24 protein-coding genes are annotated in these 26,349 nt (G+C 37.7%); 6 read left to right on the top strand and 18 right to left on the bottom strand.

Annotation, left to right across the window (positions count from 1 at the left end):
- Nucleotides 1-2: 2 nt before the first annotated feature.
- The 8 genes from ACE38V_RS00435 to ACE38V_RS00400 all read right to left on the bottom strand — a co-directional run bounded on the left by ACE38V_RS00435 (nucleotide 3) and on the right by ACE38V_RS00400 (nucleotide 9,907).
- Entirely contained in the window at nucleotides 3-863 is an 861-nt protein-coding gene (locus tag ACE38V_RS00435) for a branched-chain amino acid ABC transporter permease (protein ID WP_375839150.1), read from the bottom strand.
- A gap of 15 nt (nucleotides 864-878) precedes the next feature.
- Complete coding sequence (locus ACE38V_RS00430) at nucleotides 879-1,586, bottom strand: ABC transporter ATP-binding protein (protein ID WP_375839149.1); 708 nt, start codon at nucleotides 1,584-1,586, stop codon at nucleotides 879-881.
- On the bottom strand, nucleotides 1,561-2,337 hold the full coding sequence (locus ACE38V_RS00425; protein ID WP_375839148.1) for an ABC transporter ATP-binding protein: 777 nt from the start codon (nucleotides 2,335-2,337) through the stop codon (nucleotides 1,561-1,563). Before ACE38V_RS00425 ends, ACE38V_RS00430 begins: the two co-directional genes overlap by 26 nt.
- 77 nt (nucleotides 2,338-2,414) lie before the next feature.
- On the bottom strand, nucleotides 2,415-3,635 hold the full coding sequence (locus ACE38V_RS00420) for a substrate-binding domain-containing protein (protein ID WP_375839147.1): 1,221 nt from the start codon (nucleotides 3,633-3,635) through the stop codon (nucleotides 2,415-2,417).
- A gap of 310 nt (nucleotides 3,636-3,945) precedes the next feature.
- Nucleotides 3,946-7,173 carry an AfsR/SARP family transcriptional regulator gene (locus ACE38V_RS00415; protein WP_375839146.1) on the bottom strand — a complete coding sequence of 1,076 codons (3,228 nt, stop codon included), beginning with the start codon at nucleotides 7,171-7,173 and terminating at the stop codon, nucleotides 3,946-3,948.
- 446 nt (nucleotides 7,174-7,619) lie between these two features.
- Entirely contained in the window at nucleotides 7,620-8,162 is a 543-nt protein-coding gene (gene lepB / locus ACE38V_RS00410; protein ID WP_375839641.1) for a signal peptidase I, read from the bottom strand.
- Between the two features lie 45 nt (nucleotides 8,163-8,207).
- Nucleotides 8,208-8,825: a TVP38/TMEM64 family protein gene (locus ACE38V_RS00405; protein ID WP_375839145.1), complete on the bottom strand. Its 618-nt coding sequence runs from the start codon at nucleotides 8,823-8,825 to the stop codon at nucleotides 8,208-8,210.
- Between the two features lie 143 nt (nucleotides 8,826-8,968).
- On the bottom strand, nucleotides 8,969-9,907 hold the full coding sequence (locus tag ACE38V_RS00400; protein WP_375839144.1) for an LCP family protein: 939 nt from the start codon (nucleotides 9,905-9,907) through the stop codon (nucleotides 8,969-8,971).
- Between the two features lie 361 nt (nucleotides 9,908-10,268).
- On the opposite strand from ACE38V_RS00400, the gene ACE38V_RS00395 reads away from it, so the two are divergent.
- Nucleotides 10,269-10,619, top strand: coding sequence for a YhjD family protein (locus ACE38V_RS00395; RefSeq protein WP_375839143.1), 351 nt, complete (start codon nucleotides 10,269-10,271; stop codon nucleotides 10,617-10,619).
- A gap of 64 nt (nucleotides 10,620-10,683) precedes the next feature.
- On the opposite strand, the gene ACE38V_RS00390 is transcribed toward ACE38V_RS00395, so the two are convergent.
- The gene (locus tag ACE38V_RS00390; protein WP_375839142.1) at nucleotides 10,684-11,217 is read right to left on the bottom strand and encodes a competence protein ComK; all 534 of its coding nucleotides are present in this window, start codon (nucleotides 11,215-11,217) and stop codon (nucleotides 10,684-10,686) included.
- A gap of 185 nt (nucleotides 11,218-11,402) precedes the next feature.
- On the opposite strand from ACE38V_RS00390, the gene ACE38V_RS00385 reads away from it, so the two are divergent.
- Nucleotides 11,403-11,639: an IDEAL domain-containing protein gene (locus ACE38V_RS00385; RefSeq protein WP_375839141.1), complete on the top strand. Its 237-nt coding sequence runs from the start codon at nucleotides 11,403-11,405 to the stop codon at nucleotides 11,637-11,639.
- Nucleotides 11,640-11,960: 321 nt separating this feature from the next.
- Here ACE38V_RS00385 and ACE38V_RS00380 read toward each other — a convergent pair whose 3' ends face one another.
- The 3 genes from ACE38V_RS00380 to ACE38V_RS00370 all read right to left on the bottom strand — a co-directional run bounded on the left by ACE38V_RS00380 (nucleotide 11,961) and on the right by ACE38V_RS00370 (nucleotide 14,834).
- Nucleotides 11,961-13,241 carry a M48 family metallopeptidase gene (locus tag ACE38V_RS00380; RefSeq protein ID WP_375839140.1) on the bottom strand — a complete coding sequence of 427 codons (1,281 nt, stop codon included), beginning with the start codon at nucleotides 13,239-13,241 and terminating at the stop codon, nucleotides 11,961-11,963.
- A gap of 563 nt (nucleotides 13,242-13,804) precedes the next feature.
- Nucleotides 13,805-14,110, bottom strand: a complete 306-nt coding sequence (locus ACE38V_RS00375) for an AzlD domain-containing protein (RefSeq protein ID WP_375839139.1) — start codon at nucleotides 14,108-14,110, stop codon at nucleotides 13,805-13,807.
- Complete coding sequence (locus ACE38V_RS00370; RefSeq protein ID WP_375839138.1) at nucleotides 14,103-14,834, bottom strand: AzlC family ABC transporter permease; 732 nt, start codon at nucleotides 14,832-14,834, stop codon at nucleotides 14,103-14,105. The genes ACE38V_RS00375 and ACE38V_RS00370 overlap by 8 nt, the downstream gene beginning before the upstream one ends.
- A gap of 145 nt (nucleotides 14,835-14,979) precedes the next feature.
- Between ACE38V_RS00370 and ACE38V_RS00365 the strand changes: the two genes are divergently transcribed.
- Nucleotides 14,980-15,531 carry a helix-turn-helix domain-containing protein gene (locus tag ACE38V_RS00365; RefSeq protein WP_375839137.1) on the top strand — a complete coding sequence of 184 codons (552 nt, stop codon included), beginning with the start codon at nucleotides 14,980-14,982 and terminating at the stop codon, nucleotides 15,529-15,531.
- A 158-nt stretch (nucleotides 15,532-15,689) separates the two neighbouring features.
- Here ACE38V_RS00365 and ACE38V_RS00360 read toward each other — a convergent pair whose 3' ends face one another.
- The 3 genes from ACE38V_RS00360 to ACE38V_RS00350 all read right to left on the bottom strand — a co-directional run bounded on the left by ACE38V_RS00360 (nucleotide 15,690) and on the right by ACE38V_RS00350 (nucleotide 19,195).
- Nucleotides 15,690-17,255, bottom strand: coding sequence for a fatty acid--CoA ligase family protein (locus tag ACE38V_RS00360; RefSeq protein WP_375839136.1), 1,566 nt, complete (start codon nucleotides 17,253-17,255; stop codon nucleotides 15,690-15,692).
- 182 nt (nucleotides 17,256-17,437) lie between these two features.
- Complete coding sequence (gene lplA / locus ACE38V_RS00355; protein WP_375839135.1) at nucleotides 17,438-18,427, bottom strand: lipoate--protein ligase; 990 nt, start codon at nucleotides 18,425-18,427, stop codon at nucleotides 17,438-17,440.
- Between the two features lie 33 nt (nucleotides 18,428-18,460).
- A complete protein-coding gene (locus tag ACE38V_RS00350; protein WP_375839134.1) occupies nucleotides 18,461-19,195 on the bottom strand; it encodes an MBL fold metallo-hydrolase in 735 nt (244 codons plus the stop codon).
- Between the two features lie 224 nt (nucleotides 19,196-19,419).
- Between ACE38V_RS00350 and yhfH the strand changes: the two genes are divergently transcribed.
- Complete coding sequence (gene yhfH / locus ACE38V_RS00345; protein WP_375839132.1) at nucleotides 19,420-19,554, top strand: protein YhfH; 135 nt, start codon at nucleotides 19,420-19,422, stop codon at nucleotides 19,552-19,554.
- A 239-nt stretch (nucleotides 19,555-19,793) separates the two neighbouring features.
- Here the strand turns inward: yhfH and hemY are convergent, their stop codons facing one another.
- From hemY to hemE, 3 genes are all read right to left on the bottom strand, one after another.
- Complete coding sequence (gene hemY / locus ACE38V_RS00340; protein ID WP_375839131.1) at nucleotides 19,794-21,224, bottom strand: protoporphyrinogen oxidase; 1,431 nt, start codon at nucleotides 21,222-21,224, stop codon at nucleotides 19,794-19,796.
- A 35-nt stretch (nucleotides 21,225-21,259) separates the two neighbouring features.
- Complete coding sequence (gene hemH / locus ACE38V_RS00335; protein WP_375839130.1) at nucleotides 21,260-22,189, bottom strand: ferrochelatase; 930 nt, start codon at nucleotides 22,187-22,189, stop codon at nucleotides 21,260-21,262.
- A gap of 87 nt (nucleotides 22,190-22,276) precedes the next feature.
- Nucleotides 22,277-23,323 (bottom strand): uroporphyrinogen decarboxylase, encoded by a 1,047-nt coding sequence (gene hemE / locus ACE38V_RS00330; protein ID WP_375839128.1) that lies wholly within the window; start codon nucleotides 23,321-23,323, stop codon nucleotides 22,277-22,279.
- Between the two features lie 311 nt (nucleotides 23,324-23,634).
- Here hemE and ACE38V_RS00325 point away from each other — a divergent pair, with 311 nt between their 5' ends.
- Nucleotides 23,635-25,026, top strand: a complete 1,392-nt coding sequence (locus ACE38V_RS00325; RefSeq protein ID WP_375839127.1) for a hypothetical protein — start codon at nucleotides 23,635-23,637, stop codon at nucleotides 25,024-25,026.
- Nucleotides 25,027-25,167: 141 nt separating this feature from the next.
- Nucleotides 25,168-26,343 (top strand): M20 family metallopeptidase, encoded by a 1,176-nt coding sequence (locus ACE38V_RS00320; protein WP_375839126.1) that lies wholly within the window; start codon nucleotides 25,168-25,170, stop codon nucleotides 26,341-26,343.
- Nucleotides 26,344-26,349: the final 6 nt, after the last annotated feature.

The following is a 26,349-nucleotide window of genomic DNA, read 5'->3' as shown; positions in this document are numbered from 1 at the left end:
CCTCACCCCTTTAATCCAAATAATCCCTGTGGTCTAAAAATTAATACGGCTGCCATAAGTAACATATTAACCGCAAGGCTTAAATCGGGAACATAATAGGCCATAAAAGATCCCGAGAGCCCGACTAATATGGCAGCTAGGATGGAACCAGGAAAGCTGCCCATGCCCCCAATGACCACCACGATAAAAGCTAAAATGGCAAATTCCATCCCCATTTCCGCATGAATAACCCCTGAATAGGGACCTAATAACACACCGCCCAATGCTGCCATTGCTGAACCAATCATAAAAACAAACATAAATATTTTATTAATATTAATCCCTAAAGATTGAACCATTTCTTTATCGATGACCCCAGCGCGCACAATCAACCCGATTTTGGTATTTTTCAAAATGTATTGCACAATAACAAAGACTAAGAGTCCAATTGCAATAATAAATGTACGATATTTGATAATAACCATGTCTCCTATTGCCCAGCTTCCTTTTAAGAAATCAGGGGGAGATGCTGATATTTGATTCGGACCCCAAAACACCTTTAATAACTCTGATAAAACCAGCATCAATCCCAACGTTATCAAAATTTGCTGAACATGGTTTCTATACACTGGCTTAATAATCCATTTCTCTGTCGCCCAGCCAAGAATCAATCCTGTTACAATAGCGCCAATAATTCCCACTAAAAAACTGCCCGTTTCAGCATATATCCAAGTTCCACTGTATGCACCCCATGCAAAAAGCCCACCATGTGCAAAATTTAATACATCCATTAAGCCAAAGATGAGTGTGAGTCCTGCTGCCAGCAAAAAAATTAACATGCCTGTTGCTAACCCATTTAGGATTAAATTGAAAAAGACACCCATCCAATCCCCTCCGTTCTAAGCAATTCCTAGATATTTCCGTCTCATTTCCTCATTTTCTTTCAATACATTCATTAATCCACTTTGAACCGTTCTCCCATCATCGATGATATAGAAACGATCCCCAATTGTGCTTGCCATCATGAAATTTTGTTCAACAAGAACAATGGTCGTCTTTTCTTTCATTTGCATAATAGACTCCATTACCTTTTCAACCATAATGGGAGCAAGTCCTTTGCTCGGTTCATCAATTAATAGCAACTGATTATCATTCACATAAGCCCTGGCAATGGAGAGCATTTGCTTCTGGCCACCACTTAATAGCCCCCCTTGTTTCTTCCAAAACTTCTTCAAATCAGGAAATAGCTTTAAGACGTATTCAAGCTTCCCCTTTCTTTCTTCTGTTTCTTTTTTCATCGCTACCTTTAAATTTTCTTCAACAGTCAATTCTCCAAAAATGCCCTGATCCTCTGGTACATACCCAATGCCTTTTTGGGCAATCGTAAAGGTTGGATTCTTATGAATTTTTTCTCCGTTAAATTCTATCGACCCTTTTGAGACAGAATTCAACCCCATTATCGTTCTTAAAGTTGTGGTTTTCCCCGCTCCATTACGACCAAGTAAAACCGTAACCTCACCTTTTCTCACCTCAAAGGACACACCATGAAGAATATGAAACTGACCGATATAGGTTTCAATTTCATTCACTTTCAGCTGTACGCTCATCGTAATGACCTCCTAAATAAGCGGACTGAACCGTTTCATTTTTCATAATTTCCTCCGGTGTCCCATCTGCTAATAAGGTTCCATTATATAGCACCATAACAGAATCTGATAAATCCAGAATCATATCCATCTTGTGCTCAATTAAAAGAATGGTTCGATCTCCCTTCTCCTTTATCTTCCTTATAACTTCCAAAATGGCTGGCACTTCTTCTATCGACATTCCGGCAGTTGGTTCATCTAATAAAACAACCTTTGTATTTAAGGCAAGCAACATAGCAATCTCCAGTTTTCGCTTTTCCCCATGAGCAAGATTTTTAGCGAGAATATGCTTTTTTGCATCTAACATCACCATTTCCAGCCATTCAAGTGCCACTCCATCAAGCTGTTTATAGTTTTGAAAATGAGTTAAAAATTGATAGCGAATTCCAGCTTGTGATTGAACAGCTAAGCGAACATTTTCAAGCACTGATAAATTTGGAAATACATTGGTTATTTGAAAAGATCTGCCTATTCCTTTACGCGTTCTATTTGCCTTTGAAAGCTTTGTTATCTCTTCCCCGTCAAGAAAAATTTGCCCTTTTGTCGGCATTAATTGACCACTTAACAAATTAAAAAATGTAGTCTTTCCCGCTCCATTCGGTCCAATAATGGACTTAAAATGATTTTTTGGAACAGAGACTGTCACCGAGTCAACTGCCTGATGCCCACCAAAGCTAATAGACAAATCTCGCGTTTCAATTGCTGCATCCATATCTCTCACCACCTTAATATTTTGCCTTTAGAAAAGTGAGGTCGACCAGAATACTTGGTCCGACCCCACCGATTCCCTTATTTATTCATTATTGGAGGTGCGGTTTCTTCAGGTGATAATTCACGTATTAACACAGGAACTGGGTAATCAACTCCTGCTTTTTTCTCAAGTTTAATGGCATAAAGAGCTTGTAAAGCTTGATGATCTTCAGGTCGGAAGGTCATCGTTCCTTTCGGCGTTTCAAAGCTCATTCCTTCCATTGTTTTGATGAGCTTATTTACATCAGTATTGCCGGCTGTTTTCTTAAGTGCCTCAACAATGGAAATTGCAGCACTCATACCACCAGGTGTAAATAAATCTGGTAATTCATTGTTAAATCGTTTTTTATGCTCAGTAACCAACCAATCATTTATCTCATTTTTAGGTAGATCATAGTAATAAACAGAGAATCCTTCCATCCCTACGAGCGGTGTCATTGTACTGAGTGCGGCAATATCCGGTGCCCCAGTGGAAATTTTGATTCCTTTTTCTTGTACCTTCATATCAGCGATTTGATTCCATGGAGTGTTCGCACCTGCCCAAATGACAAATAAATAATCTGGTTTTGCATCAATCACTTTTTGTATATTTGAGGTAAAATCCGTTGCAGCCGGATCAGCATATTCTTCATGAGCGAGGTCTGCACCAAGCTTAACTGCACTCTCTTTAAATGCCGCAACTCCGTCCCGGCCAAAAGAGTTATCTGGAGCAAGTGTTGCAATCTTAACTCCCTTCTTGGCAATTGCGGCAGCTCCAGCCACTGCATCCTGGGATGAATTACGAGCAGTACGGAATATATACTTATTAAACTCGGAACCTGTAATACTATCAGCAACTGCTGGTTCCACTACCATGATTTTTTCATACTCCTCAGCAAGTGGAAGAACAGCTAATGTGTCACCAGAGCTAGAAGACCCTACTAAGAAATCTACTTCATCATCTTCTAAAAGTTTTGTAGCCTTTTGCACAGCAACCTCTGGTTTTGTTTCAGTATCCTCAACAATAAATTCAATCTTTCGACCGGCAACTTCCCTTTTTCCGTCTGTTGCATAATCAAGTCCAAGTTCAAAACCTCGAAGTGTTTGTTTTCCATAAGACTCTAGCGCCCCTGTTTGGGAAGCAAGAACTCCAATCTTGATTGGATCTTTCTTTGAATCCTTTCCATCTCCACTTGATTTCTCAGAATTACAAGCACTTGCAAAAATCATGATAAAGAACGCTAAACAAAAAATAGCCATTTTACGAGAAGAAGATTTCATCCATTTTCCCCCTTGTTTTGAATTAAATGAAGATATTTCTAGTTTTTATTTTAAATAGGGGTAGTTACAAATCAGTTACATCAAGAGAACCGGGGGATGGCGCGATGAGCGGTCCATTCATTGACTTCTTCATTAAGACTGATTTCTGTTCATGAATAAAAATTATTCGAATTCAGCGGTCTCTCGGACTCTCAACTCTACAAAATTCCTTCAACCAAATAACCCAATAACCACAAAGTCCATATCACAACTAATTACAAGCAGCAAAAAAAGCCGTCCCCAAAAGTCTAATTGTGACCTTTAGAAACAGCTAACCAGAATGAAAAATCATTTCATACATATGTCTTGTAGGCTCCAGCGGTTTAACTCCTAACTCGGCATCTAAAACCTCGCAACACTTTTGATACCATCTTAGTGCAAATGGTCTATTATTCTTTCGATAATAGCAATACATCATTAAGCGGTATGCTTCCTCCCAGGTTATATCCTTTTCAATAATTCGCTCACACCAATATATTGCTTGATTGTAGTCTTCTACTCCTACGCTTAACTGTGCTAATCTCTCTGCCCCTCTTAGAAAAAAGACTAAAAACTTCTCCCTCGCACTTAAACACCAGTCATCATATTTTCGCTCCGGTAAGTAATCACCTTTATATAATTCCAAGCCTTTTTTTAAATAGACAATGGATTTCTCTCGATTCCTTTCCTCAAGCCCTGTTTGAATCCATTCGGTAAACATCATAGTATCGAGCTCGATACTTGTCTGCTGGTTTATCCCATATGAACTTCCTTCTCTTATAATAAAAAACGGGGCGGACCTAGCTCTTCTTCCCGGTTCTAACGCATTATTTAAGGCATTTAACGCTACCTTTAAATCCCTTGCTGCACTCTTTTCCTCCTGATCTGGCCAAAGAATTTCAAAGATATCTTCCTTTGTTATGAATTGGCCAAGCTTTGTGATAAATAATTGGAGTAATTCCTTGGCTTTCCCTCGTTGCCAATCTCGTTCCTCCACCTCTTTATCTCCCAACCACACTCGGAAGGCACCCAATGTTTGAATTTTTAATGTAAATCCAGGATGAGATTCTAATTTTGCTAACTTTAACTGCTGCAGTAGCTTAAACACATAGTGTGGAAATATATTTTGTTTATATGCTTCAATCAGGAGCGGGGATAGCATTTGTAAATCCCGTGGGCCAAAAATAGTTCTTTGAAAAAAAATATAATCATATTCTCCAAGTTGGACATGCTTTAAAAATAAAGTCATGCTTTCCTTATACGGTTCCATCTTTTTCATTTCATAGTATAAGTGGGATTGCCAAAAATACACCAAGGTTAAGCCATATTCATCCTGGCATTGGCCGAACATTTCCTCTGTTTTCACAAGCAAGTCCTTTGCCTTTTCCATGCTTCCATTGTATAAATGTGTAATACCTAAACAGAGCATAATTAATGCTGCAAGCCAGTCATCCTTAACCTTCTCGGTTTCCTCCAAGGCCTTGTGGCCAGCTTCAATTGCTTTTTCATATTCCCCTGTACTTCCGTAGAGAATGCAAAGCCCCATCAAAGGCTCGGCTTTTCCTCGATCAACATGAATTTGCTCCATCATTTCAAGAGCCGTTTCATAGCATTCAATTGCTAAAGGCAACTCATATTTTAACATTTGAACAGCATGCCCCATTCTAATCCATCCGCATGCCTCCACAAAAGGAGATTCTGTTCGAATCCCAAGCTGAATCCCTTCTTGAGCCAACGCTTTTGCCTCAACCCCATTTCCCATAAATGCTTCTATTAACGATAAAAGCAACTCTGTTTCACGATGAGATTGCGGGAGATGGGCACTTTCATGTTCCTGATTTTTCTTTGTTGTTAGCAAAATATTTTTTGCTTCTTCTAATCTTCCCGTCCTTAAATAAAGCCTCGCCTCTAAATTGCTGTCTAAAAAAGATACGTTCAATAACTTCGCTCGTTGAATCCATTTTTCAGCTTTTTTGGCTTGCCCTGAATTAATCAGATTTTCCGCTAATAACTGATATAAAGACGAAATTTCAACCTTTTCTTTTTGCTCATGAGATTCGCGAATTTCGATTGCCTTATACAATAATCTTTCTGCGCGATAGGGTTGAATTGTATCCAAATAAATTCTTGCCTTTTTCTCTAATGCTTTGCTTATCTCAAGGTAGTCATCATTTTTTTCAGCAGCTGCTATTGAGAGGTCGTAGCATTCTTCCGCTTCTTTATAATGAGAACGATACCGTAGAATATCTCCCTCTAAGAGCCATAAGGAATAATACTGATCCTTCTCCTCCGTTGGGATATTTTTTAAACGCTCATAAACATGCTCGAGCTTTCCGCTTTTCAGCAGCTTCTTCCCAATATCATTAAGAAGAGAAGCTACCGCTTTTGTATAACCAATTTTTTCATAATGACTTAATGCTTCTTCCCATTGGTGGTTTGCTTCAAAATAACGGGCACTCTTTTCGTGTAAAAGTAAATAGCTTTGGGGATAATTCTCCTGCAATTGTTTTTCTAAAAATTCCTTAAACAACGCATGAAAGCGATACTGTTTATCCCCGATTTTTTGGATAAATAAATTTTTTTCTGTTAATTGTTCCAGCATCACAGAGGATCCTTTAATTCCGAGGACGAGATCACAGAGCCTTTCATTCATCACCTCAAGGATGCTAGACTGCTCTAAAAATTGTTGAATTAATGGCGGCTGTTTCGTAAATACTTCTAAAACCAAATATTGAAATAGTTCTTGGAGAGTATTGGACGACTTATCTAACCAATGATCAAAGTTTTGCTGATAACGTATCTGCTGAGCAATCATCCCAAGGGCAATAATCCAACCCTCCGATATTTCAAAAATGCGATGAAGCTCTTCATCATTCACAGATACATCATAATAATCATTTAAAAGGAGCTCTACTTCTTCCTTTGTAAGCACGAGATCATCTTTTGTTATTTCAAGTAGCTGATTTTGCACTTTCATCTTCGTCAATTGCTTCCAAACTGGACGACTTCTGCTTGAAACGATTAAATGAAGATTCGCTGGAATGTATTCAAGAAGCTTCTCTATCCAACTATTGACCGTATACGAATGTTCGATTTGATGAAAGTCATCTAATATGACGATTAATTCTTCCTTAATTAAGGACATTTCATTAATAAAGGAAGAACAAAGAATCGTTAATTCCTCTTCTCGAATATAGCGATCCATTCCGTTTACATGGCTAATTAGTTCAGTTCCAAATGAAGGAATAATGGTTTGTATAGATAAGATTAGGTAGGTTAAAAATGGCAAAATGTCATCATCTGAGGACGAGATGGAATACCAGCAGCATTTCTGGTTTTCATCGGACACATAAAGGGCTAACGCTGTGCTTTTTCCATAACCCGCTCCTGAATGAACAAGGGTTAGCGGATATTCCGAAAAGGCTTTCATTTTTCGAGAAAGCTTGCTTCTTCTAATGGCTTCCTCTCTTACCTTTGGCACCAATAGTTTTGTCATAATCACAGGTATTGGTTTATTCAATCGCATCACCTATAATTTTCTTAATTTTACAATTATTTTACCATAGAATCATGAAATATGGCTTTAAATGGTGTGCAGATAAAGTGAAACTTCCATCAGTGGGGGTTTTCGACGCACAGGACGTGAAGTGTGCAGACGTAGCGATTGACGTCGCGCTTTTAGTCTCCCATTCATCCCCCACTGATGATTAGTCACGCAAAGCCTGATTGATTTTTCTAAGGGCTGAAGCCCAAAGAAAAATCTTATTTCACTTATCACGCTCATAACGCCACATCCTGTGGCTTCGCCTGACTAGGACCTTAATCCCTCGTCGGACCTTTACGGACAGTTGATCTCCCACTTATCTTCTTCGTATTCTCAGAATCTTGAAGTAGGAGTCAAAATGTCCGTTAAGAGTGGGATAAAAAAACATGGACCAAAAATTTTTCTTTAGTCCATGTTTTTTCTTAAAATGATGTTTGCATATGATCTAATGGCCAATATCTTAAATTTACTTTTCCTACAATCTGATCGACATTAACAAATCCAAATTGGCGACTATCATAGCTAACTAGCCGATTATCTCCAAGCACAAAGAGCTTTCCTTGGGGTACAACTGTACTTCCTGTAAGCTCATTTAGAGTAAAATCACCAGTTATGATACCGCCTCTATGATCTTTGCGATATTTTTCTAAATAAGGCTCAGCAAATTCCTTTCCATTTATGTAAAGCTGATCCTTACGGTATTCAATTTTATCACCAGGTAAGCCAATAATTCTTTTTACATAATCATCTTTCTTATTTGCATGAAACACAATAACGTCAAAACGGTGAAATTCACCTAAATGATAACCGATTTTATTAACGACAAGCTTGTTTCCATCCTCAAGTGTCGGCTTCATTGACTCTCCATCCACCACATAATTGGAGAAGAAAAAAGCACGGATAAATACAAAAATAATTAACCCAATTCCAAATGCCTTAATCCACTCAATTCCTTCTTTTTTCATATTTTCCAATACCTTTTCCCCCTGAGTTCCCCTTTTGATACTCCCTTAACCTCTTTGTTTCTCTTTTTCAATAATTGAATTCATTTTTCCTTCTATTTGTTTCCCTACAAACCATAATAAAATAATAACCGCTATTACAATCCCCGTTCTCACAGGCTTTGTGACTAAAGATTGAATATCATAGCCTACGAAGCTAATGGTGAAAATCATAACCATTTTCCCCGTTAATACAGCCAGCACATACTGTGCGATACTAATTTTAGAAAGACCTGCAACAATATTCACAATGGCGGACGGAGTAAAAGGAAAACATAATAAAATAAAGAGTGGGCCAAATCCGTGACGATCTACCCACGACATAAATTTTTGAACCTGCGGATGTTTTTTAAAAAAACGAAGAATCCTTTTTTGTCCAAACCTTCTGATGATTAAAAATACAAGAATTGCTCCACCACAAGCTCCAACCCAGGAAATGCCAAAACCTAGCCATAGTCCGAATGCATTGGCATTTGCCATTACAAATAGAACTAACGGGAGAAAGGGAAGAAAGGCCTCAAGAACTGGAAGTAATATTCCCGGAATCGGTCCAAATGATCGATAACGCTCAATCAAATCCATGACGTTTTCCATTGTGAACCATTCTTTGATTGTTTCAAAATCCATGGGAAATCTCCTCGTTTAATAGCTAATGATTGCCTTATTATTTGAGAATATGCTTTTAAGAGCAATTGGTTTCTTCACCTATTGCTCTTAAAGCTTTACTTTATTGTACACCTTGAAATTAGAAAAGAGAACTTTTAACCAACTTATTTGGAAAGGAATTTACGAATCTCTTCCTTATTCTTTTCTAAGTCGACTGATAGTACGGCTGCCCCATTAATTGTTTCGTTTGCATAGCTTCCATCAACTGGAACACGCAAGGTTTCGATATTGCGATTTTTCTGAGAAAGAAAATCCTTGCCTATATAAAGCATATTTCCTGTGCTCAAATTTGTATTAATAAACGGAGTGACCACCCCAACTAATTTAGGTAGCTTCGGAATGGTTTGGAGACTCGTAAGTTCATTTACAACTTCCTTCACAACCTTTTGTTGTCTCTCTACCCTTCCAAAATCACCAATGGCATCATGTCTAAAGCGAACATAGCCTAAAAGATGCTTCCCATCTAGTCTCTGCAAACCAGGTTTTAATGTAACACCGATATTAGTTGACATTTCTTTCTCGACATTCACCTCTACTCCATCCGGGAATGCCTCATCAATTAATTGAACGAAGCCTTCAAAATCAACAATCGCATAATATTGCAAATCAATATCGAAATTTTCTTTAATCGTTTGGCGAAGCAATTCTGGTCCGCCAAAGGCAAACGCCGTATTAATTCGGTTATTGTCATGACCAGGGATGCTAACATAAGAATCTCTCATAATTGAGATGAGCTTATAGGTCTTATTTTTTGGATGATACTGCATAATCATAATGGTATCAGCACGAGAATTTTCCTTTCCTCTTGCGTCGCTTCCTAGTAGGAGAATATTCGTTCCGCCATATTGATCCTTTGCTTCGTTAAAGCTATATTCCTCTTTATTAACATTTGCCTTTTTCTCTGATTGCAATACCCCTTGTCTATATTGGTAAAACGCATAACCAAGCGTGCCTGCAATAATGAGAATTAAAACGAGAATGACCGTTTTCCATCTCTTTTTTTTCTTTTTCCTTTTTTGCTTTTGATACTGTTGTCGTCCCATACTTCATTTTCCTTCCATCTTGAAAAAGTAATATAAACATAATTCTACATGATATGACTTTATTTTCAGCAAGAAAGTTTCGTTATTTATTATATTTTACATTCAAATTAAGATTATCAGAAAAGAATCGACATTTCTATTATCAAGATGGACGAGATTTTATTTTCATAAAAAAGAGGCGGAAATTCATTCCAACCTCACATTAACTACTTATTCTTCTCTTTATTTGCTTGTTCCTTTTTATCTATGAAAATGATGAAGTGGGAAAAAATATGTACATAAGGATTGCATTCATTGAGAATTTTTCGTATGATACATACGAACAAATGTTCCTATTTTTTTTACTAAAGGAGCAATAAAAATGACGAGAATACCTGATGATGACAGAAATATGATGGAGCAAGCGATTTACTTACCTATGCTGCTGAAGGTCCTCACTCGCGATCTTCACATCATTAACAATAGTCCATTTAAATTAAAACAGCCCTATCTTGATTTAATTGAACGAAAGATGAGGGAAATTCAAGCGGAACTAAGAAAAGTTAAACAATATATGAACAAAAACAAACTAGAAGTCCATCAAATCAATCACGATGAAGCCTTTACAATGTTCTCGTTTTTATACAAAGGGTATGAGGAGCATCATAATTATTTCAATCCAAGAATACGTAATAAGGTTCAAGAATTAATGGAGCAATACTTCTCTAAATAGCTAAGCTTCATTATTCCAATCATTGATCAAAAGCGAAAATATAAGAGTTACCGCTATTCTTCTACTACTCTTTCATATAAGTGGGTTTATTCAGCATATAGAATGCTTTTCTTTCTGTTTCTGCAATTCTTTGAGCCAATTTCGTCCTTAGCATCGATGTTCGATAAAGCTGATTGTTTAAGGAACTAACCGAAACTGGAATTGTTAAAGCTTTTTTATTTCGAAAGATAATCATGGAATGATTGCGGTCCACCCGTTGTACACTCATAATATGTTCATGGGCAAGCCAAATGCAGTGGGGTTTATTAGGTGAACTTGTTGGGAAAAAGTAAATCGAGTTAGTCGGTTCAACTGCAATGGGAAGTTTATGTGATAAGCCTAGAAGCTCCTTAGTTCCTTCTTTTCTGCCTTCATAACTAACGCCGAAGAAACGGCAGCCTTTTTTAACGTTATCCAAAGGCTTAAAGGGAGATAGGAATTCCTGTTCCAATTCATAAATCTTTGAATATAACTTGCTGCCGTAATTATAAGGAAAAATTGCCATAGTGGACGGATTAATTTCATAATCCCCCAATATTTGATTCTTTTCATCATTCATTTTCTTCACCTCAAATTTGTTTTTACCTTATTTTAACATTTATTTTCCATAAAACAGCAAAAATTTTAAAATTTCAAATTTAATTCACAAATTTTGTTAAAAAACATTTTTGAGAAAATTTTAAAAAAATAGTTGAAAATTCAGAATTTCTCCATATAATATTAAAAAGCACTGAGGTGAATTTCATGAAGGAGAAATCATATTCTGAACTAATGAAATCTTCTACGATGAAAAAACAGAAAAATAAAGAATCCTATATGATGGATTTATACATTGAAATGCTGTTATTCGAAATTCGGCTTCATTCGGAAAAGGAAAAACTTCTAAAAAAAATTGACAAAGCGCTTGATGAAAAGAACAAAATTGACTTTCTTAAACTCTCTAAAGAATATAAGGAATTGACTAAACGATTTGGAACATAGAGAGCTGGAGATTAGAGAGACTGAAAAATAGCTTTGAACCAAAAGGTTTAAATAAAAAAGCGAATGATTTTTCTAAAGACAATTAACTGAACAGATTTTAATCAATTGAAAAAGCCCTCCAATTGGAAGGCTTTTTCGATTTTACAAGGATCTTTTCGTTACCTTTGCTATTTGTTAGAAACTTTTGGACTGATTTATAGATCCCCGGTTTGTGAGTCCGAATCATTGACCCATTCAGACAGCCTTGAGAATTTCCAAAATAATCATATACGAAACAAAATCCTCACAGTGTAAGATCAGCAAAAATGGCGTTTTCAAAGCTCACTTTCCCTCTTGCTTTCGTTTTTCCAATTCATAATCCTCTAACATCACAATCCGTTCGAGCATGGTTGGATGAGTATAACGGAATATTTTTACCAGCAATGGGGGATTTACTTGACTTAGTCCTGCTCTTGTCAGTTCTTGAAAAGCGGATATCGCTTCTTCTGGATTATCGGTCATGTGAATGGCATAACGGTCAGCCCTCATTTCTTCATATCGAGCCACAAGATTCGATAAAGGACTAGAGGCAAACATAAGCATAGATAACAACAATAAGAATAACGGGAAGGAACGAATATCACCGACAGTTAGGACTTTAAACACTCTCCCATAACGTGCTACGAGAAAATTCATCAATCGATAAATGAGATACAACCCGACTAGTGATAACAATAGATATCCGGCAATTCCAAAATACAAATGTTTTTCAACATAATGGCCCATTTCATGTGCCATGATAAATAATATTTGGTCCTCATTTAAACGATTAAGAGTGGTGTCCCATAAAACAATCCGTGAATTGGAACCAATCCCCGTCACATAAGCATTTAAAGAATTCGTCTTTTCCGACATGTCCACTTCAAAGACATGATCCGCCGGAATATGTGCCTTGTTTGCCATATCCAGAATTTTCGCTTCTAATTCTTTATTTTTTAATGGATAAAAATCATTATAAAGTGGATCAATCACCACTGGTTGGATGAACATCGTAAACAAGGTAAATGGAATAGATAGAAGCCAAGCATATAACCACCAACGCTTTTTGCTCTTTTTAATAAGCCCATAAAGAACCAGGACGATCACAAACATCATTCCAAAATTTAGCCAAAAATCAATCAACTCATCCTTCATCCATGAAGGAAATGATTGCGTGGAAATATGATAACTTTTTGATAAAGAATAACTCAAATAGCTTAACGGAAAAGTAACCACGTAAGCAAAAAATGAGAGCCAGATCACATAAATACCAACCTGCACAAACTTATATTTTGATGAATGCTCAGCCCAGTGCTTGAAAGCTTTCGATATTCCAGTAATTAAAATAAATAGATAGAGGAGCCATTCAAATGGAGTCGATAAGAAAAATAAGAAATCTCGAATTTTAGAATATTCCTCACTCAGCATCAATTCTCTTCCATTTAAAAAAGTTGCAGGATCCGCTTTCGTTCCTTCAAATTCAAATGGCATGCTCGTATCAGCAAAATAAAATAAATACCAATAAATAAAAAGCCCATAGATAAGATAGGCAAGAATTGCATAAAAACCGATTTTCCGCGCCACTTCATTCCCCCCTCGTTGCCATTATAGCTTCCTTGCATATTTGAAAAACAAGTATTCGTACAACCTATTATTAGTGTAGTTAAAATTATGATATTTAGAACAACTATATCGAATGGAACAGACACTATCCCTATATATAGATAGTGCCCCGTACCAAACTACTTTTTTTCAATGATTGCCCCAAGAACAGAAGCTGAAACGACATCAGGTTTTTGAAACCGTTTGGACTCCCTAGCTGTACCAGTTACAACGGCACTGATTATACAAATGTATTCTTGCTCTATATAGATGCTCCTTAAATTAACCTTCATATAAATTAGATTGAATATTTCTTCATTATCAAAACGATTATCTCAAGGAAAAGTTTATAATATTATTCCAAATATGAATATTAGTAACTCCTTTTTATTGAGCATTTCTCTTTTAAACAACTTTGTCAAAGGGTCCTTCCCATTTTTGTCTTCATTCACTACCAATATTCAGCCAAATACCAATTAAACAAAAAAACCGACACCCTTAATGCAAGTGCCAATAAAAAATTGAAATAACAACAAATCCCCTTCTCAAACAAAAAAAGAATATACGGTCAAAACCGCTATAGAACCTAAAACAACAACAATCACGTTTACACCTAAAAAGGCAAGCAAGAACGCCGCTGCAGCCCCTAATAGCCCATACCAAATATCCTCTTGAATAAAAAGCACTCCTGGAAAAATGAGAGCCCCTAAGGTTGCATAAGGGACATTTTTTAAAACACCTTGAAGAAAGGTTGGAAGCTCTTTCCCCTTAAATAATACAAATGGGAGCATTCTAGGGAGATAGGTGACTATTCCCATGCCTATAATCATCCAAATAATCCGATCACTCATGGCCACGCCCCTCCGCTTGCTTAATTTTCAAAGATTCAATTGCCTCAACAATAATCGCCGACAATAGAGTTGCCGCCACAATCGCCCAACCAGTGGATAAAAACTTTGTCATCGTCAAGATTGTATTAAAACATGCGGCTAACCCTGCTAAATAGGCAACCTTCACACCCGTTTTCATTGAAGGGACCAACAATCCGATAAACATTGCATAAAGGGCTACGGACATACTTTCCTGTAAAGTTTGCGGCAAATTGGCTCCGATTAAATGCCCTAACCCAGAATTCACGACCCAGCTGGAATAAGCAACCAGATTAAGGCCAATCATGAAGCCCGTCGTTACCTTCTCTTCTCTCATTGCCGCAACTGAAAAGGTTTCATCGGTAAGACCAAATGAATAGAGAGCTTTATGGAGGGTCGGAGCTTCCTCCGCCTTCTCATTCAACGCAGCCGACATTAAAAAATGGCGGATATTAACGATAAAGGTTGTCAAAATAATTTCAAATGCTCCCGTTCCTAAGGTTAATAGAGTCAAAGACATATATTGTGACGCGCCCGCAAAAACAATCATGCTCATCAATACCGTCTCCAAAATAGTTAACCCAGTTGTTTTTGCTAATAAACCAAAGGTGAGCGCAATCGGAAAATAACCAATGCCGATGCTTACTCCTGCTTGCAGCCCCTTTTTAAATTCCGATGTCTGTTTAGCCATCACTAACTCTGCCACAATATCACCCCTATACGTATACCAAATCCCTCTTTACCTTTAAAATCAAATACAAGATAATAAAAAGGAAACATGACTGAATCATTGATTGTAAAATATATTATACATATGTGCGTTATATCTCACAATATCTTTGGAGGAAAAAATGAGGAATATTCAAAAAAGTATTGGTGATAACCTAAAAAACCTAAGAAGAACCCGTGGAATGAGTTTAGATCAAACAGCAGAATTAACCGGGGTCAGTAAAGCGATGCTCGGCCAAATTGAAAGAGGAGAATCCAATCCCACCGTTACAACCTTATGGAAAATTGCATTCGGCTTGCAGATTTCCTTTTCATCCCTAATTGATGACACAAAAGCCAATGTGCTCTTCGTGGAAAAGGAACAAATTTGCCCGGTCATGGAGGCTGGACAAAAATATCGGGTCTACTCCATCTTCCCTTTTGATCCCAGAAGGAAATTTGAAATTTATACGGTTGAGCTAGAACACGGCTACACCCACCATTCCGAAAAACATAACGAAGGAGTGGAGGAATATATTACGGTCACTTCTGGAGTACTTGAAGTAACCATTGGAAAAGACAATTACCATGTTAAGGCAGGGGATTCCATCCGCTTTTCCGCCAATCAGGAACATAGTTATAGAAGTCTGGATGAACGTGAAACCGTCTTTCAATTGATCATGTACTATCCTTAAATTCTGAAATAACATCATGACACATAAATGAAAAACATACGCAATTCACTATTAGTTTTACACATTAAAGAAAGCCCTTACCTTAACATTCATACCAAATTCCACTAAAAAAAGGGCTAACTCAGGGAAAGATTTATTGTGTTAGCCCCTTTTTGGTTTTATTTAAATTCCTGTAGTACCTTATCCTTTAATGCTCTTCGTAAAATCTTACCCGTCGTATTTTTCGGTAATTCCTCTAGAAATTCAATCGTTTTTGGAATCTTATATTTCGCTAAATGATCCTTGCAATAGACTAATAGCTCTTCCTCGGTTAGTTCAGGACTCTTGCTCACCACAAAGCAGCTTACCGCTTCCCCTTGGTTAGGATCTGGCACACCTAACACAGCTACCTCTACAATATCAGGATGGTTATAGAAAACCTCCTCTACTTCACGTGGATAAACATTATAGCCGCCTACTATGATCATATCCTTTTTGCGGTCGACTATATAGAAATAGCCCTCATCGTCCATTCTAGCCATATCTCCTGTATACAGCCAACCATCACGAATCGTCGCCGCCGTTTCTTCAGGCATTTTATAATAGCCCTTCATCACATTTGGCCCACGAACGATTAATTCTCCAGCTTGTCCAACCAGCACTTCCTCACCTAACTCATTCACGACTTTATTCTCCACATGGGTGATATTCGTTCCAATTGAACCCGGTTTTCTTGGACGATCCGACGGATTAAAGCAAGTGACTGGAGATGCTTCTGATAAACCATAGCCTTCTGAAATCACAACATTAAATTTCTTTTCAAAATTTTGTAATAAGGCTACCGGCATTGCCGAGCCACCGGAGATACATAATCTTAATGATGCAAAATCCTTAGGGTTTCCTTCATTAAATTGAAATAGGAAGTTATACATGGTTGGCACGCCAACAAAAACAGTTGGATTATATTCTCTTGAAAGGCGGAAAATTTCTTTTGGACTAAATTTTGGATCGATAAGAACGGTTGCTCCCTTCATTAAAGGAGCATTTAATGCAACGGTCAGACAAAATACATGGAACATTGGAAGGGTGGCGATAACGCGGTCAGCTTCACTCATCTTTAAATAATCGCCTGCATCACTTGCATTGCTATAAATATTTTTATGAGTCAGCATCGCTCCTTTTGGCTTTCCAGTTGTACCGGAAGTATAAAGAATAATGGCCGTATCATCTTCATCTAAATCCGGACCATTAAAGCTTAAGTTCCCTGAAGCCATTACATTTGCAAATGATTTCAATTTAGGGAATACCGTAAGAGCAGTTAAATCTAGGCCTTTTTGAGCCTCATTGCCTTGAGGTGTTTCAAATATAATGTATTGTTCAACTTTCGGTAATACCTGATGCATTTTTTCAAATAACGGTACTAATAGATCCAAGCCGATTACAATCTTAACATCCCCATTATTAATGATATAACTAATTTCATCTGGAGTATAAATTGGATTAATCGGTATAACCGTTGCTCCAAGCCTTAATGCTCCATACAATCCAATGACAAAGAACGGTGAATTTCCAGAAAGTATTGCAACATGATCCCCTTTTTTGACCCCAAGATGCTCTAGCCCAGATGCAAATTTTGTTACATTCCCATCCAATTCAGCATATGTACTGAAATGGTCCATAAAGTAATATGCTGGTTTGTCAGCCTTTATTTTGGCTATTTCATGCAATTGAGAAGATAGATTCATCTCTCCACCCCTTTGTTTGAATGAATACTCATTCATTTTTATTTTAAAAATTTTCTAAATACATTATATTGAAAGAAATTTATTTCTTCAATAGAAAACGCTAACATGAATGAATTTTCTTAAAATTTATAATGAGAAGAGGATCAGAATTCCCGTTGGGTTTCTGATCCTCCATCGTAGTTTTAATACAATAGATTTAAAAAATCTTCATTGGAAATATTTCCAAAATAGTATTTTATATCCAAACCCTCCAGTGCCTGTTCGATTTCCTTTTTTTCATATCTTAAACCAACAAGCTTTTGCTCAATATCACTTACATCGCCAACACCAAAGAAATCGCCGTAAATTTTACCATTTTCAATAATTCCTTTATTGACCTCGAGACGAACATCAATTTGACCAACTGGAAAACGATGAGAATACTGTAGATTGAATTTTGGTGATTTTCCATAATTCCACTCCCACTGTTGATACCGGCTTTTTGAGAGTTCATGAATCTTCTTCCAATCCTCATTTGTTAAGTGATATTGAGGAATTTCGTCGCTATCATGGAAAATACTATTGAGCAATACACTGCGGAACTCTTCAATTGATATTTTCTCAGGAAGAAATTCAGAGATATTAGCAACCCTGCTGCGAATCGATTTGATTCCCTTTGATTCAATTTTATCTTTCTTAACTTTTAACGCTGAGACAACATGGTCAATTTCAGAATCGAGCATCAGCGTCCCGTGGCTAAACATTCTCCCTCTTGTAGAAAATTGGGCATTTCCGGATATTTTTCTGCCGTCTACAACAAGATCGTTCCTTCCACTTAGCTCCGCATTCACTCCTAATTGCTTTAATGCAGCAACAACAGGCTCAGTAAACTTTCTGAAATTATGAAAGCTATCGCCATCATCCTTTGTAATAAAGCTGAAATTTAAATTCCCCAGATCATGATAAACAGCCCCACCACCAGATAGACGTCTAACCACATGAATTCCGTTTTTCTCAACATATTCGGTATTAATTTCTTCAATCGTATTTTGGTTCTTTCCAATAATAATAGAAGGCTCGTTTATGTAAAAGAGTAAATACGTTTCGTTTATATCTAAATTTTTTAATGCATATTCTTCAATAGCTAAATTAATCCGTGGATCTGTTATATTTTGATTATCGATAAATAACATTTCATCCACTCCTTTCAAAATACAAGTTTAAGCTTAAACCTCCATTGTTAATCCTAAGGAAGCTAAGTATATCTGGCCAGCAAACTTTTCTGCTGCTTCCTTTTTTAATTTTGCCAATTCACCGTAATGCGGAAGATGAGTTAAAATCAAACTTTTCACATTCGCTTCCATCGCTAAGTTCCCACAATCGAAACTATTCATATGCCCTGCATTTTGTCCATTTTGGTCCCCATAGAAATTACATTCGCATAAAAGCACATCAGCATCCTGACAAAATGAGATTAATTCATTTTTAAAAGAAGTATCCCCAGTGTAAACAAAACTTTTTCCATCCTTTTCAAATCGCATGGCATAGCATGGAACAGGATGGTTCGTTTTTAAAAACCGAACAGTAAATGGCCCTAATTTTAAAGGAACATTAGGATCATAGGCTACTCCTGTCATGATATTTTTGTGACTAAGCTTTTCAAACTCCCTGACATCCTCTGTATGTCCATAAACGGGTAAACTCGGCATCGTACTACCTAAAAATCCTTGAATTAAACGAGCATGCATCAATACACCAATATCAGCAATGTGGTCCGGATGATAATGCGAAATAATTGCTGCATCTAAATTCTCTGGCTGAATAAAATTTTGCATTTTGGCTAATACACCACTGCCACAATCTATTAATAACGAAAAGTCATCACTCTCAAGAAGGTATCCGGAACTTGCTTCATTCACCTTTGGATAACCTCCCCAGGGCCCTATAACAGTTAATTTCATATTTCTCCTCCTCGCATTAAAAGGTCTATTCTTACTATACTAGATTGTGCTAAATTTCTCATTTTTAATGATTGAAAAAATAGTAAAAACAAAGAAACCTTCAGCACTCTTCTCAAAAATTTATTGATTTAAAAAAACAAGTTGACACCGTTATTCTGTTATAATACAATTTAATTAATCACAAACTGTGCAAATACAACTTACAACAATTGGGAGGCTTCATCATGCTAGGAAGTATTGTTGAATTTTTCAAAGGCTTGCCTAAAAAGCAATGCTCTCAATGTGGAGTGACGATTGAGGAACAGCATGATTGCTACACCGATAAGTGTTCCAGATGTTTGGGGTTACCTGATCTTTAATTTTTTATTAATCTCGTTATCTCGTTTTTTAATAATTCCATGATTTTTTAGAGAATAGGGCTTGTCACCGTATTCTCTACCCTTCCAAACAGTTTCTGAAAAAGAGCTGTTGCCTTTTGATAACCAGCCATGAAAAATGGGCTGGTTCTTTTTTTCTTTTTGATACATAGCTATTTTTTCAAAACTCTGGTTTATCAAAGATGACAAGAAAGGCTACCACTGGCAGCCTTTCTTCTATCCTAATCATTCATATTTAAATAGTTTAATACTTTCACAACCGCTGCTTCTCCTTGGTCAATACAATCTGGTATTCCCAATCCTTCATATGACCCACCAGCTAAAAAGATGCCAGGCAATTCTTCTTGGAGATGCTTTTTGATCGTTTCCATCCGCTTTTTATGGCCAACTGTGTATTGTGGCATTGCCTCTTTCCAGCGGCTCACCACAAAGAAATCAGGCTCCATTGTGATATCCATTGTTTTATTTAAATCCTCTAACACAACTTTCACAATTTGGTCATCTGATAACTCCACTACCGTTTCATCCCCGGCACGACCTACATAGCAGCGTAAGGTAACCTTCCCTTCCGGGGTCGTATGTGGCCACTTCTTATGATTCCAAGTAACGGCCGTAATCGTATAATCGCTATTTCTGGAAACCACAAATCCTGTACCATCTATATCTTTCTTAATCGCTTTCTGTGGAAACACAAGCGCTACAGTGGCAACAGATGTTGATGGTACATGATTAAATGGCTGAAAAAATTCATATTGAGAAAAAATCGACGGTACCACTTTATGTGGAATTGATAAAACAATGCTATCTGCATCAAGAATTTCCCCATTATTCAATTGAATATGATATTTGGTTCCGTCCTTATCAATATGCTCCACCTTTGTGCCCTTAATAACAGAATTAGGCTCAAGCTTTGCCTCAACCGCTTCAACCAAGGTCTGTAAACCGGTTTTAAAAGTTAAGAACATACCCTTTTTTTTCGTACTAGATTGTGCTTTTTCTTCTGGTTTCTTCTTTGGAGCTGGGGAAGACTTTTTCATTCCTAAAACGAGACTGCGATATTTTTGCTCCACTTCATAAAATTGTGGAAATGTTGACATCAAGCTCATCTGATCGATGTCTCCAGCATAAATACCTGACAGTAGTGGTTCAATCAAATTCTCCACTACCTCATCACCTAATCTTCGACGGAAGAATTGACCCAATGACTGGTCTTCTGTCGGATTAGACCGTGGGAGAATAAAGTCTGCTGCCGCTCTTAGCTTTCCTGGAAAAGAAAATAAACCTGTCGTTACAAAAGGGGCAATCTGGGTTGGAATCCCCATAATGGACCCTCCAGGCATGGAATAAAGTCGATCCTGAACTAAAACAAAGGATTTCCCTGTTGCATTATTAATTAATTCCTTTTCCAAACCCACTTCCTTCGCAAGACGAGAAGCACTTTGCTTCCGTTCAAGAAAGGAATCCGGTCCTTTTTCAATAACAAACCCATCTTTATGATAGGTTTGGATTTTTCCGCCAAGTCTTGCAGATGCTTCAACTAATTTCACATCTAATAATAAATTGTTTTCCCTAGCTTTTTTTTGTAAATAGAACGCCGTTGATAATCCGGTGATGCCTCCCCCAACCACGACAACCGTTCTTTTTTGTTCCATAATGTCCTTCGCCTTCTTTTCGATGTATTACTCCCCTACTTGAGAGCAGTTAAGACAACTGTTGCTAAAGCATCAATAAATTCGGGCTTTGCATTTGGCATTTCAGGTCGATAATAGTGAACACCTAACTCTTCTGTTACTATTTTGCATTCATAATCATTGTCATATAATACTTCCAGATGCTCCGCTACAAATCCAACTGGAGCATAAACAAATGCTTGATAGTGTCCTTCGTTATATAACGTACGGGTTAAATCCTGTACATCAGGACCAAGCCATGGGTCTGGTGTATTTCCCGCACTCTGCCAGCCAATTGCATACTTCTCGATTCCTGCTTGTTTTGTAATTAATTCTGCTGTTTCGCGGAGCTGCTTGGGATACGGATCTCCAAGGGCAACGATTTTTTCTGGCAAGCTATGTGCAGATACAATTAACATCGAGTTTGCCCGTTCTTCTTCTGTCATCTTGGCATATGTAGCATGCAACTGATCAACCCAATATTGGATAAATTTAGGTTCTCGGTACCAGCTTTCGATTGACGAAATCGTCGGCCCACCAATTTTTTCTGATGCCTCTTTTGCGCGATCATTATATGATTTCACACTGAAGGTTGAAAAATGGGGAGCAAGTACTAGGCTAACTGCTTCTTGAATCCCATCATCCGTCATTTGTTTAATGGTATCTTCAATAAATGGTTCAATATGTTTTAATCCGAGATACATTTTAAATTCAATCTCATCTTGAATTTCATTCAAATGCTTTTCTAATTTTTCCGCTTGCTCTAATGTTATTTTTCCAAGCGGAGAAATGCCCCCGATTGCTTCATAGCGATTTTTCAAATCCTCAAGCATTTCAGAAGTAGGCTTACGTCCATGGCGAATATGCGTATAATAACGTTCAATATCCCCTTCATGATATGGAGTTCCATATGCCATTACAAATAAGCCCATTTTCTTCTTTGTCATTGACCCACACCTCTATTTTCTAGTATCTAGTCCATTATTGTGCCAAAAAAACGTCAAACTTACCAATTCCATGCTTGTGAAACGCTCTTATTGACCTAATATTGAAGCTGAATACTCATGGATATAAGAAGTGAGCTTTTTCAAAGTATCTGGATTTACTTGCGGGAATACTCCGTGACCAAGGTTAAAAATAAACCCTGGTTGTGACATTCCTTGATCTAAAATTTCCTTAGCCTTTTCTTCAATAACTTCCCATGGAGCTAAAAGAATGGCTGGATCAAGATTTCCTTGAATTGCTTTTGAAATTCCCAATTGGCGAGCTTGTTGGATTGAAAGTCTCCAATCTAAACCAACAACATCTAGTGGTAAATCATTCCATTCCAGTGTTAAGTGGCTTGCACCTACTCCAAACATAATTAGAGGGACGTTTTCTTCTTTTAAAGAGGTGAAAATTCGATTCATGATGGGTTTAATAAAATATCGATAGTCACTTGCGTTTAATGCCCCAACCCATGAGTCAAAAATTTGAATAGCTTTGGCTCCTGCGTTAATTTGTGCTTTTACATAAGTAATTGTCATGTTCCCAAGCTTGTCCATTAAAGCAAACCAAGCATTAGGCTGAGCATACATAAAAGCCTTTGTTTTATTATAATTTTTCGAAGGTCCACCTTCGATCATGTAGCTTGCAAGTGTAAAAGGTGCACCGGCAAATCCAATTAGAGGAACCGAAAGCTGCTCTTCCGTTAAAAGCCGAATCGTTTCAAATACATAGGGAACATCCTCTTCCGGGTGAATTTCTCCCAGTCTTTCCACATCAGCTAAAGAGGTAATTGGATTGGAAATAACCGGACCAATTCCAGATTTAATTTCAACATTCACTCCAATAGATGGAAGTGGCGTCATGATATCTTTATATAAAATTGCCGCATCAACCCCATAATTTTCAACAGGCAATCTTGTCACATACGCACAAAGCTCAGGCTGATGTGTAATTTCAAAAAGAGAATATTTCTCTTTAATCGCACGATACTCTGGTTGAGAACGACCTGCTTGTCTCATGTACCAAACCGGAACGTGATCTGTTTTTTCACCCCGTGCGGCTTTTAAAAGAGTATCATTTATTTGCTTTACCATATATCAGTTATCCACCTTTCCATTCACTAACTTAATTATTTTAATATATAAACCATAAAATAAAAACTTATCATCATTTTATACTTATTCTAATATAGCCTTTTCCTCTATGCTTGACTAGTAAACACTTGCTTTTGTCAAAAAATAGACGTTTTTACAATGAACATGTGAGCCTTTGCTATGATGGTAAATTTGTTTTTCTTACAATGAAACACAACTTTCTTCCTCATTCATATCCTGTTATTACCTAAAAAATAGGTATTGGTCTATAGACTTGATCGTTCAACCAAGATGAAAGAGGAGGAAAAATTATGATTGTTGAATTAACCGCCCTTCATTGGATATATGTTGCCTTTATTATTTTCATCATCGGCTTCATGGTAATGCGAAGAGATACAACACTTGTATGTATTATCGGGATTTTTCTCATTGCCATTACCGCTACAGGATCATTGAGTGCATCCATCAGCAGTATTTTTTCTAGTTTTATTTATGCGATCACAGAGCTCTTATCAACAATCCTCGTGATTTCCATTATTGTTGCGATGAGTAAAGTTCTAACTACCACGGGAATTAATGATGTGATGATTTCCCCTTTTGCTAAGCTCATCCGAACCCCCTCACTTGCCTATTGGATCATTGGTATTCTGATGATGGCAATTTCTTGGTTTTTCTGGCCATCTCCTGCTGTCGCTTTACTTGGCGCGGTATTGCTTCCTGTTGCCCTCCGCGTAGGTTTGCCGGCACTTGGCGTTGCCATGGCAATGAATCTATTTGGTCATGGTATCGCCTTATCAGGAGATTTTGTGATCCAAGCCGCGCCAAAATTAACAGCCGATGCAGCTGGTTTACCGGTTCAATCAGTCCTTCAAGCTAGTATCCCTCTAGTTATTGTGATGGGAGCGGTCACCACCTTCACTGCCTTTTTCCTGCTTAGAAAGGATATGAAGCTAGGTAAGCTCAAAGTTAACCAAGAGTCATTAGCTGTTTCTTCCGCTATTTCACAACCAAATCTATTATCCACAGCTCAAAAGAGATTTTTTGCCTTACTCATTCCTGTCCTATTCATTCTTGATGTTGTGACTATGTTTGTGTTAAATCTTCAAGGTGGAGATGCGACAGCATTAGTCGGAGGAACATCCATCTTTATCCTTCTTCTCATTACCCTTGTTGCCCATAAAAATAAGGGCTTAGAACAAACAACTAGTTATTTAATAGAAGGATTTCAATTCGGCTTTAAAGTCTTTGGTCCCGTAATTCCAATTGCAGCTTTCTTCTATTTAGGAGATTCCGGTTTCGCTACGATGATTGGCGATTATCTTCCAAAAAGCTCGCATGGCATTGTTAACGACCTAGGGGTTGCCCTAGCTTCTGTCGTTCCTTTAAGTAAAGAAATTGGAGCTGTAACCCTAACGGCAGTTGGTGCCATTACAGGTTTAGATGGCTCTGGTTTTTCTGGCATCTCCCTAGCCGGATCCATCGCTAATCTCTTCTCCACTGCGATTGGTGCAGGAGCTGCTACACTAACGGCTTTAGGTCAGATTGCCGCGATCTATGTGGGTGGCGGCACGCTCGTCCCATGGGCCCTCATTCCTGCAGCTGCCATTTGTAATGTGGATGCATTTGAATTAGCGCGAAGAAATCTAGTACCCGTTATTGTAGGATTAATCGCTACAACAATTGTGGCCATTTTACTCATTTAAAATAGAAAACAGCCTTTCTTCATTCAGAGGTTGTTTCACTCTCTTAAACATCTTTCTAAAAATCATCATAAAAAACCAAAATTCCATCCTTTTCAAGTAAAAAATGTTATAATATTGAAAATGTTTTTAGGGGGAATGCGGATGAAAGACAGGCTTTTTCAAAAACTCGAGTCGTATTACAGTGAAATGGTATCAATAAGGCGATTTCTTCATCAGCACCCAGAGCTTTCATTTAAGGAAGTAGAAACAGCGAAATTTATTAAAAATTTCTATGAACAACTAGGTGTTGAGGTTCACAGCCAAGTGGGCGGAAACGGAGTGGTTGCTAAAATTTATGGGAATAACCCAGGAAAAACGATCGCTTTGCGTGCCGATTTTGACGCTCTCCCTATCCAGGATGAAAAGGATGTTCCTTATAAATCCTTAATACCTGGTGTCATGCATGCATGTGGACACGACGGTCATACTGCAACACTCCTCATTCTTGCCAAAGCTCTTAATGAACTAAAGGAGGAACTCGAAGGAAACTATGTCCTCCTCCACCAGCATGCCGAAGAATATGCACCAGGTGGAGCAAAAAGCATGATTGAAGCTGGTTGCCTAGATGGAGTAGACGCCATTTTTGGTACACATCTGTGGGCAACAGAACCAGTTGGAAAGATTCAATTTCGCTTTGGTCCTATTATGGCTGCTGCTGACCGCTTTGAAATTACAATTCAGGGACAGGGGGGCCATGGGGCACATCCGCATGAAACAAAAGACGCCATTGTTACAGCCTCACAACTTGTTGTGAATCTACAGCAAATTGTGAGCAGAAGAGTTAGTCCAATTGATGCAGCCGTTGTGACCATTGGATCCTTTCATTCAGGCAATGCCTTTAATATCATCGCCGATAAAGCGACGTTAATTGGCACTGTAAGGACCTTTAGTGAAGAACTACGTGATAAAATTACCATGGAAATCGAGCGTATTGTAAAAGGTACATGCCAAACCGCTGACTGCAGCTATCAATTTGAATATATCAAAGGATATCCGGCAGTTGTGAATCATGAAAAAGAAACACAATTTTTGATTAAAACCGCAACAAACATTCCTGGGGTTAAAATCGTTGAAGAATCCGAACCACAAATGGGCGGAGAAGATTTTGCATACTATTTGCAAAATGTCAAAGGCACCTTCTTTTATACTGGTGCAAAACCATCTGGAAGCAATTATCCCCATCATCACCCTAAATTTGATATTGATGAAAATGCTATGCTCATCGCAGCTAAAACTCTGGGAGCAGCTGCACTTCAGTATCATCACTTCGAGAATTAAAAAAAG

It is taken from the genome of Cytobacillus sp. Hz8 (genome assembly GCF_042263505.1).
In the GTDB taxonomy this organism is placed as follows: domain Bacteria; phylum Bacillota; class Bacilli; order Bacillales; family Cytobacillaceae; genus Bacillus_BE.
This window is presented reverse-complemented; position numbering and strand designations above follow the sequence as displayed.

Excerpts from the sequence above, each read along its gene's own strand:
- ACE38V_RS00325 (WP_375839127.1), top strand. The coding sequence starts at position 23,635 with ATGATTGTTGAATTAACCGCCCTTCATTGGATATATGTTGCCTTTATT.
- ACE38V_RS00430 (WP_375839149.1), bottom strand. The coding sequence starts at position 1,586 with ATGAGCGTACAGCTGAAAGTGAATGAAATTGAAACCTATATCGGTCAG.
- lepB (WP_375839641.1), bottom strand. The coding sequence starts at position 8,162 with ATGAAAAAAGAAGGAATTGAGTGGATTAAGGCATTTGGAATTGGGTTA.
- yhfH (WP_375839132.1), top strand. The coding sequence starts at position 19,420 with ATGCTAGGAAGTATTGTTGAATTTTTCAAAGGCTTGCCTAAAAAGCAA.
- ACE38V_RS00425 (WP_375839148.1), bottom strand. The coding sequence starts at position 2,337 with ATGGATGCAGCAATTGAAACGCGAGATTTGTCTATTAGCTTTGGTGGG.
- hemE (WP_375839128.1), bottom strand. The coding sequence starts at position 23,323 with ATGGTAAAGCAAATAAATGATACTCTTTTAAAAGCCGCACGGGGTGAA.
- lplA (WP_375839135.1), bottom strand. The coding sequence starts at position 18,427 with ATGTTATTTATCGATAATCAAAATATAACAGATCCACGGATTAATTTA.
- ACE38V_RS00435 (WP_375839150.1), bottom strand. The coding sequence starts at position 863 with ATGGGTGTCTTTTTCAATTTAATCCTAAATGGGTTAGCAACAGGCATG.
- hemH (WP_375839130.1), bottom strand. The coding sequence starts at position 22,189 with ATGACAAAGAAGAAAATGGGCTTATTTGTAATGGCATATGGAACTCCA.
- ACE38V_RS00395 (WP_375839143.1), top strand. The coding sequence starts at position 10,269 with ATGACGAGAATACCTGATGATGACAGAAATATGATGGAGCAAGCGATT.
- ACE38V_RS00375 (WP_375839139.1), bottom strand. The coding sequence starts at position 14,110 with ATGAGTGATCGGATTATTTGGATGATTATAGGCATGGGAATAGTCACC.
- ACE38V_RS00365 (WP_375839137.1), top strand. The coding sequence starts at position 14,980 with ATGAGGAATATTCAAAAAAGTATTGGTGATAACCTAAAAAACCTAAGA.
- ACE38V_RS00350 (WP_375839134.1), bottom strand. The coding sequence starts at position 19,195 with ATGAAATTAACTGTTATAGGGCCCTGGGGAGGTTATCCAAAGGTGAAT.
- hemY (WP_375839131.1), bottom strand. The coding sequence starts at position 21,224 with ATGGAACAAAAAAGAACGGTTGTCGTGGTTGGGGGAGGCATCACCGGA.
- ACE38V_RS00320 (WP_375839126.1), top strand. The coding sequence starts at position 25,168 with ATGAAAGACAGGCTTTTTCAAAAACTCGAGTCGTATTACAGTGAAATG.
- ACE38V_RS00420 (WP_375839147.1), bottom strand. The coding sequence starts at position 3,635 with ATGAAATCTTCTTCTCGTAAAATGGCTATTTTTTGTTTAGCGTTCTTT.
- ACE38V_RS00360 (WP_375839136.1), bottom strand. The coding sequence starts at position 17,255 with ATGAATCTATCTTCTCAATTGCATGAAATAGCCAAAATAAAGGCTGAC.
- ACE38V_RS00385 (WP_375839141.1), top strand. The coding sequence starts at position 11,403 with ATGAAGGAGAAATCATATTCTGAACTAATGAAATCTTCTACGATGAAA.
- ACE38V_RS00400 (WP_375839144.1), bottom strand. The coding sequence starts at position 9,907 with ATGGGACGACAACAGTATCAAAAGCAAAAAAGGAAAAAGAAAAAAAAG.
- ACE38V_RS00390 (WP_375839142.1), bottom strand. The coding sequence starts at position 11,217 with ATGAATGATGAAAAGAATCAAATATTGGGGGATTATGAAATTAATCCG.
- ACE38V_RS00405 (WP_375839145.1), bottom strand. The coding sequence starts at position 8,825 with ATGGATTTTGAAACAATCAAAGAATGGTTCACAATGGAAAACGTCATG.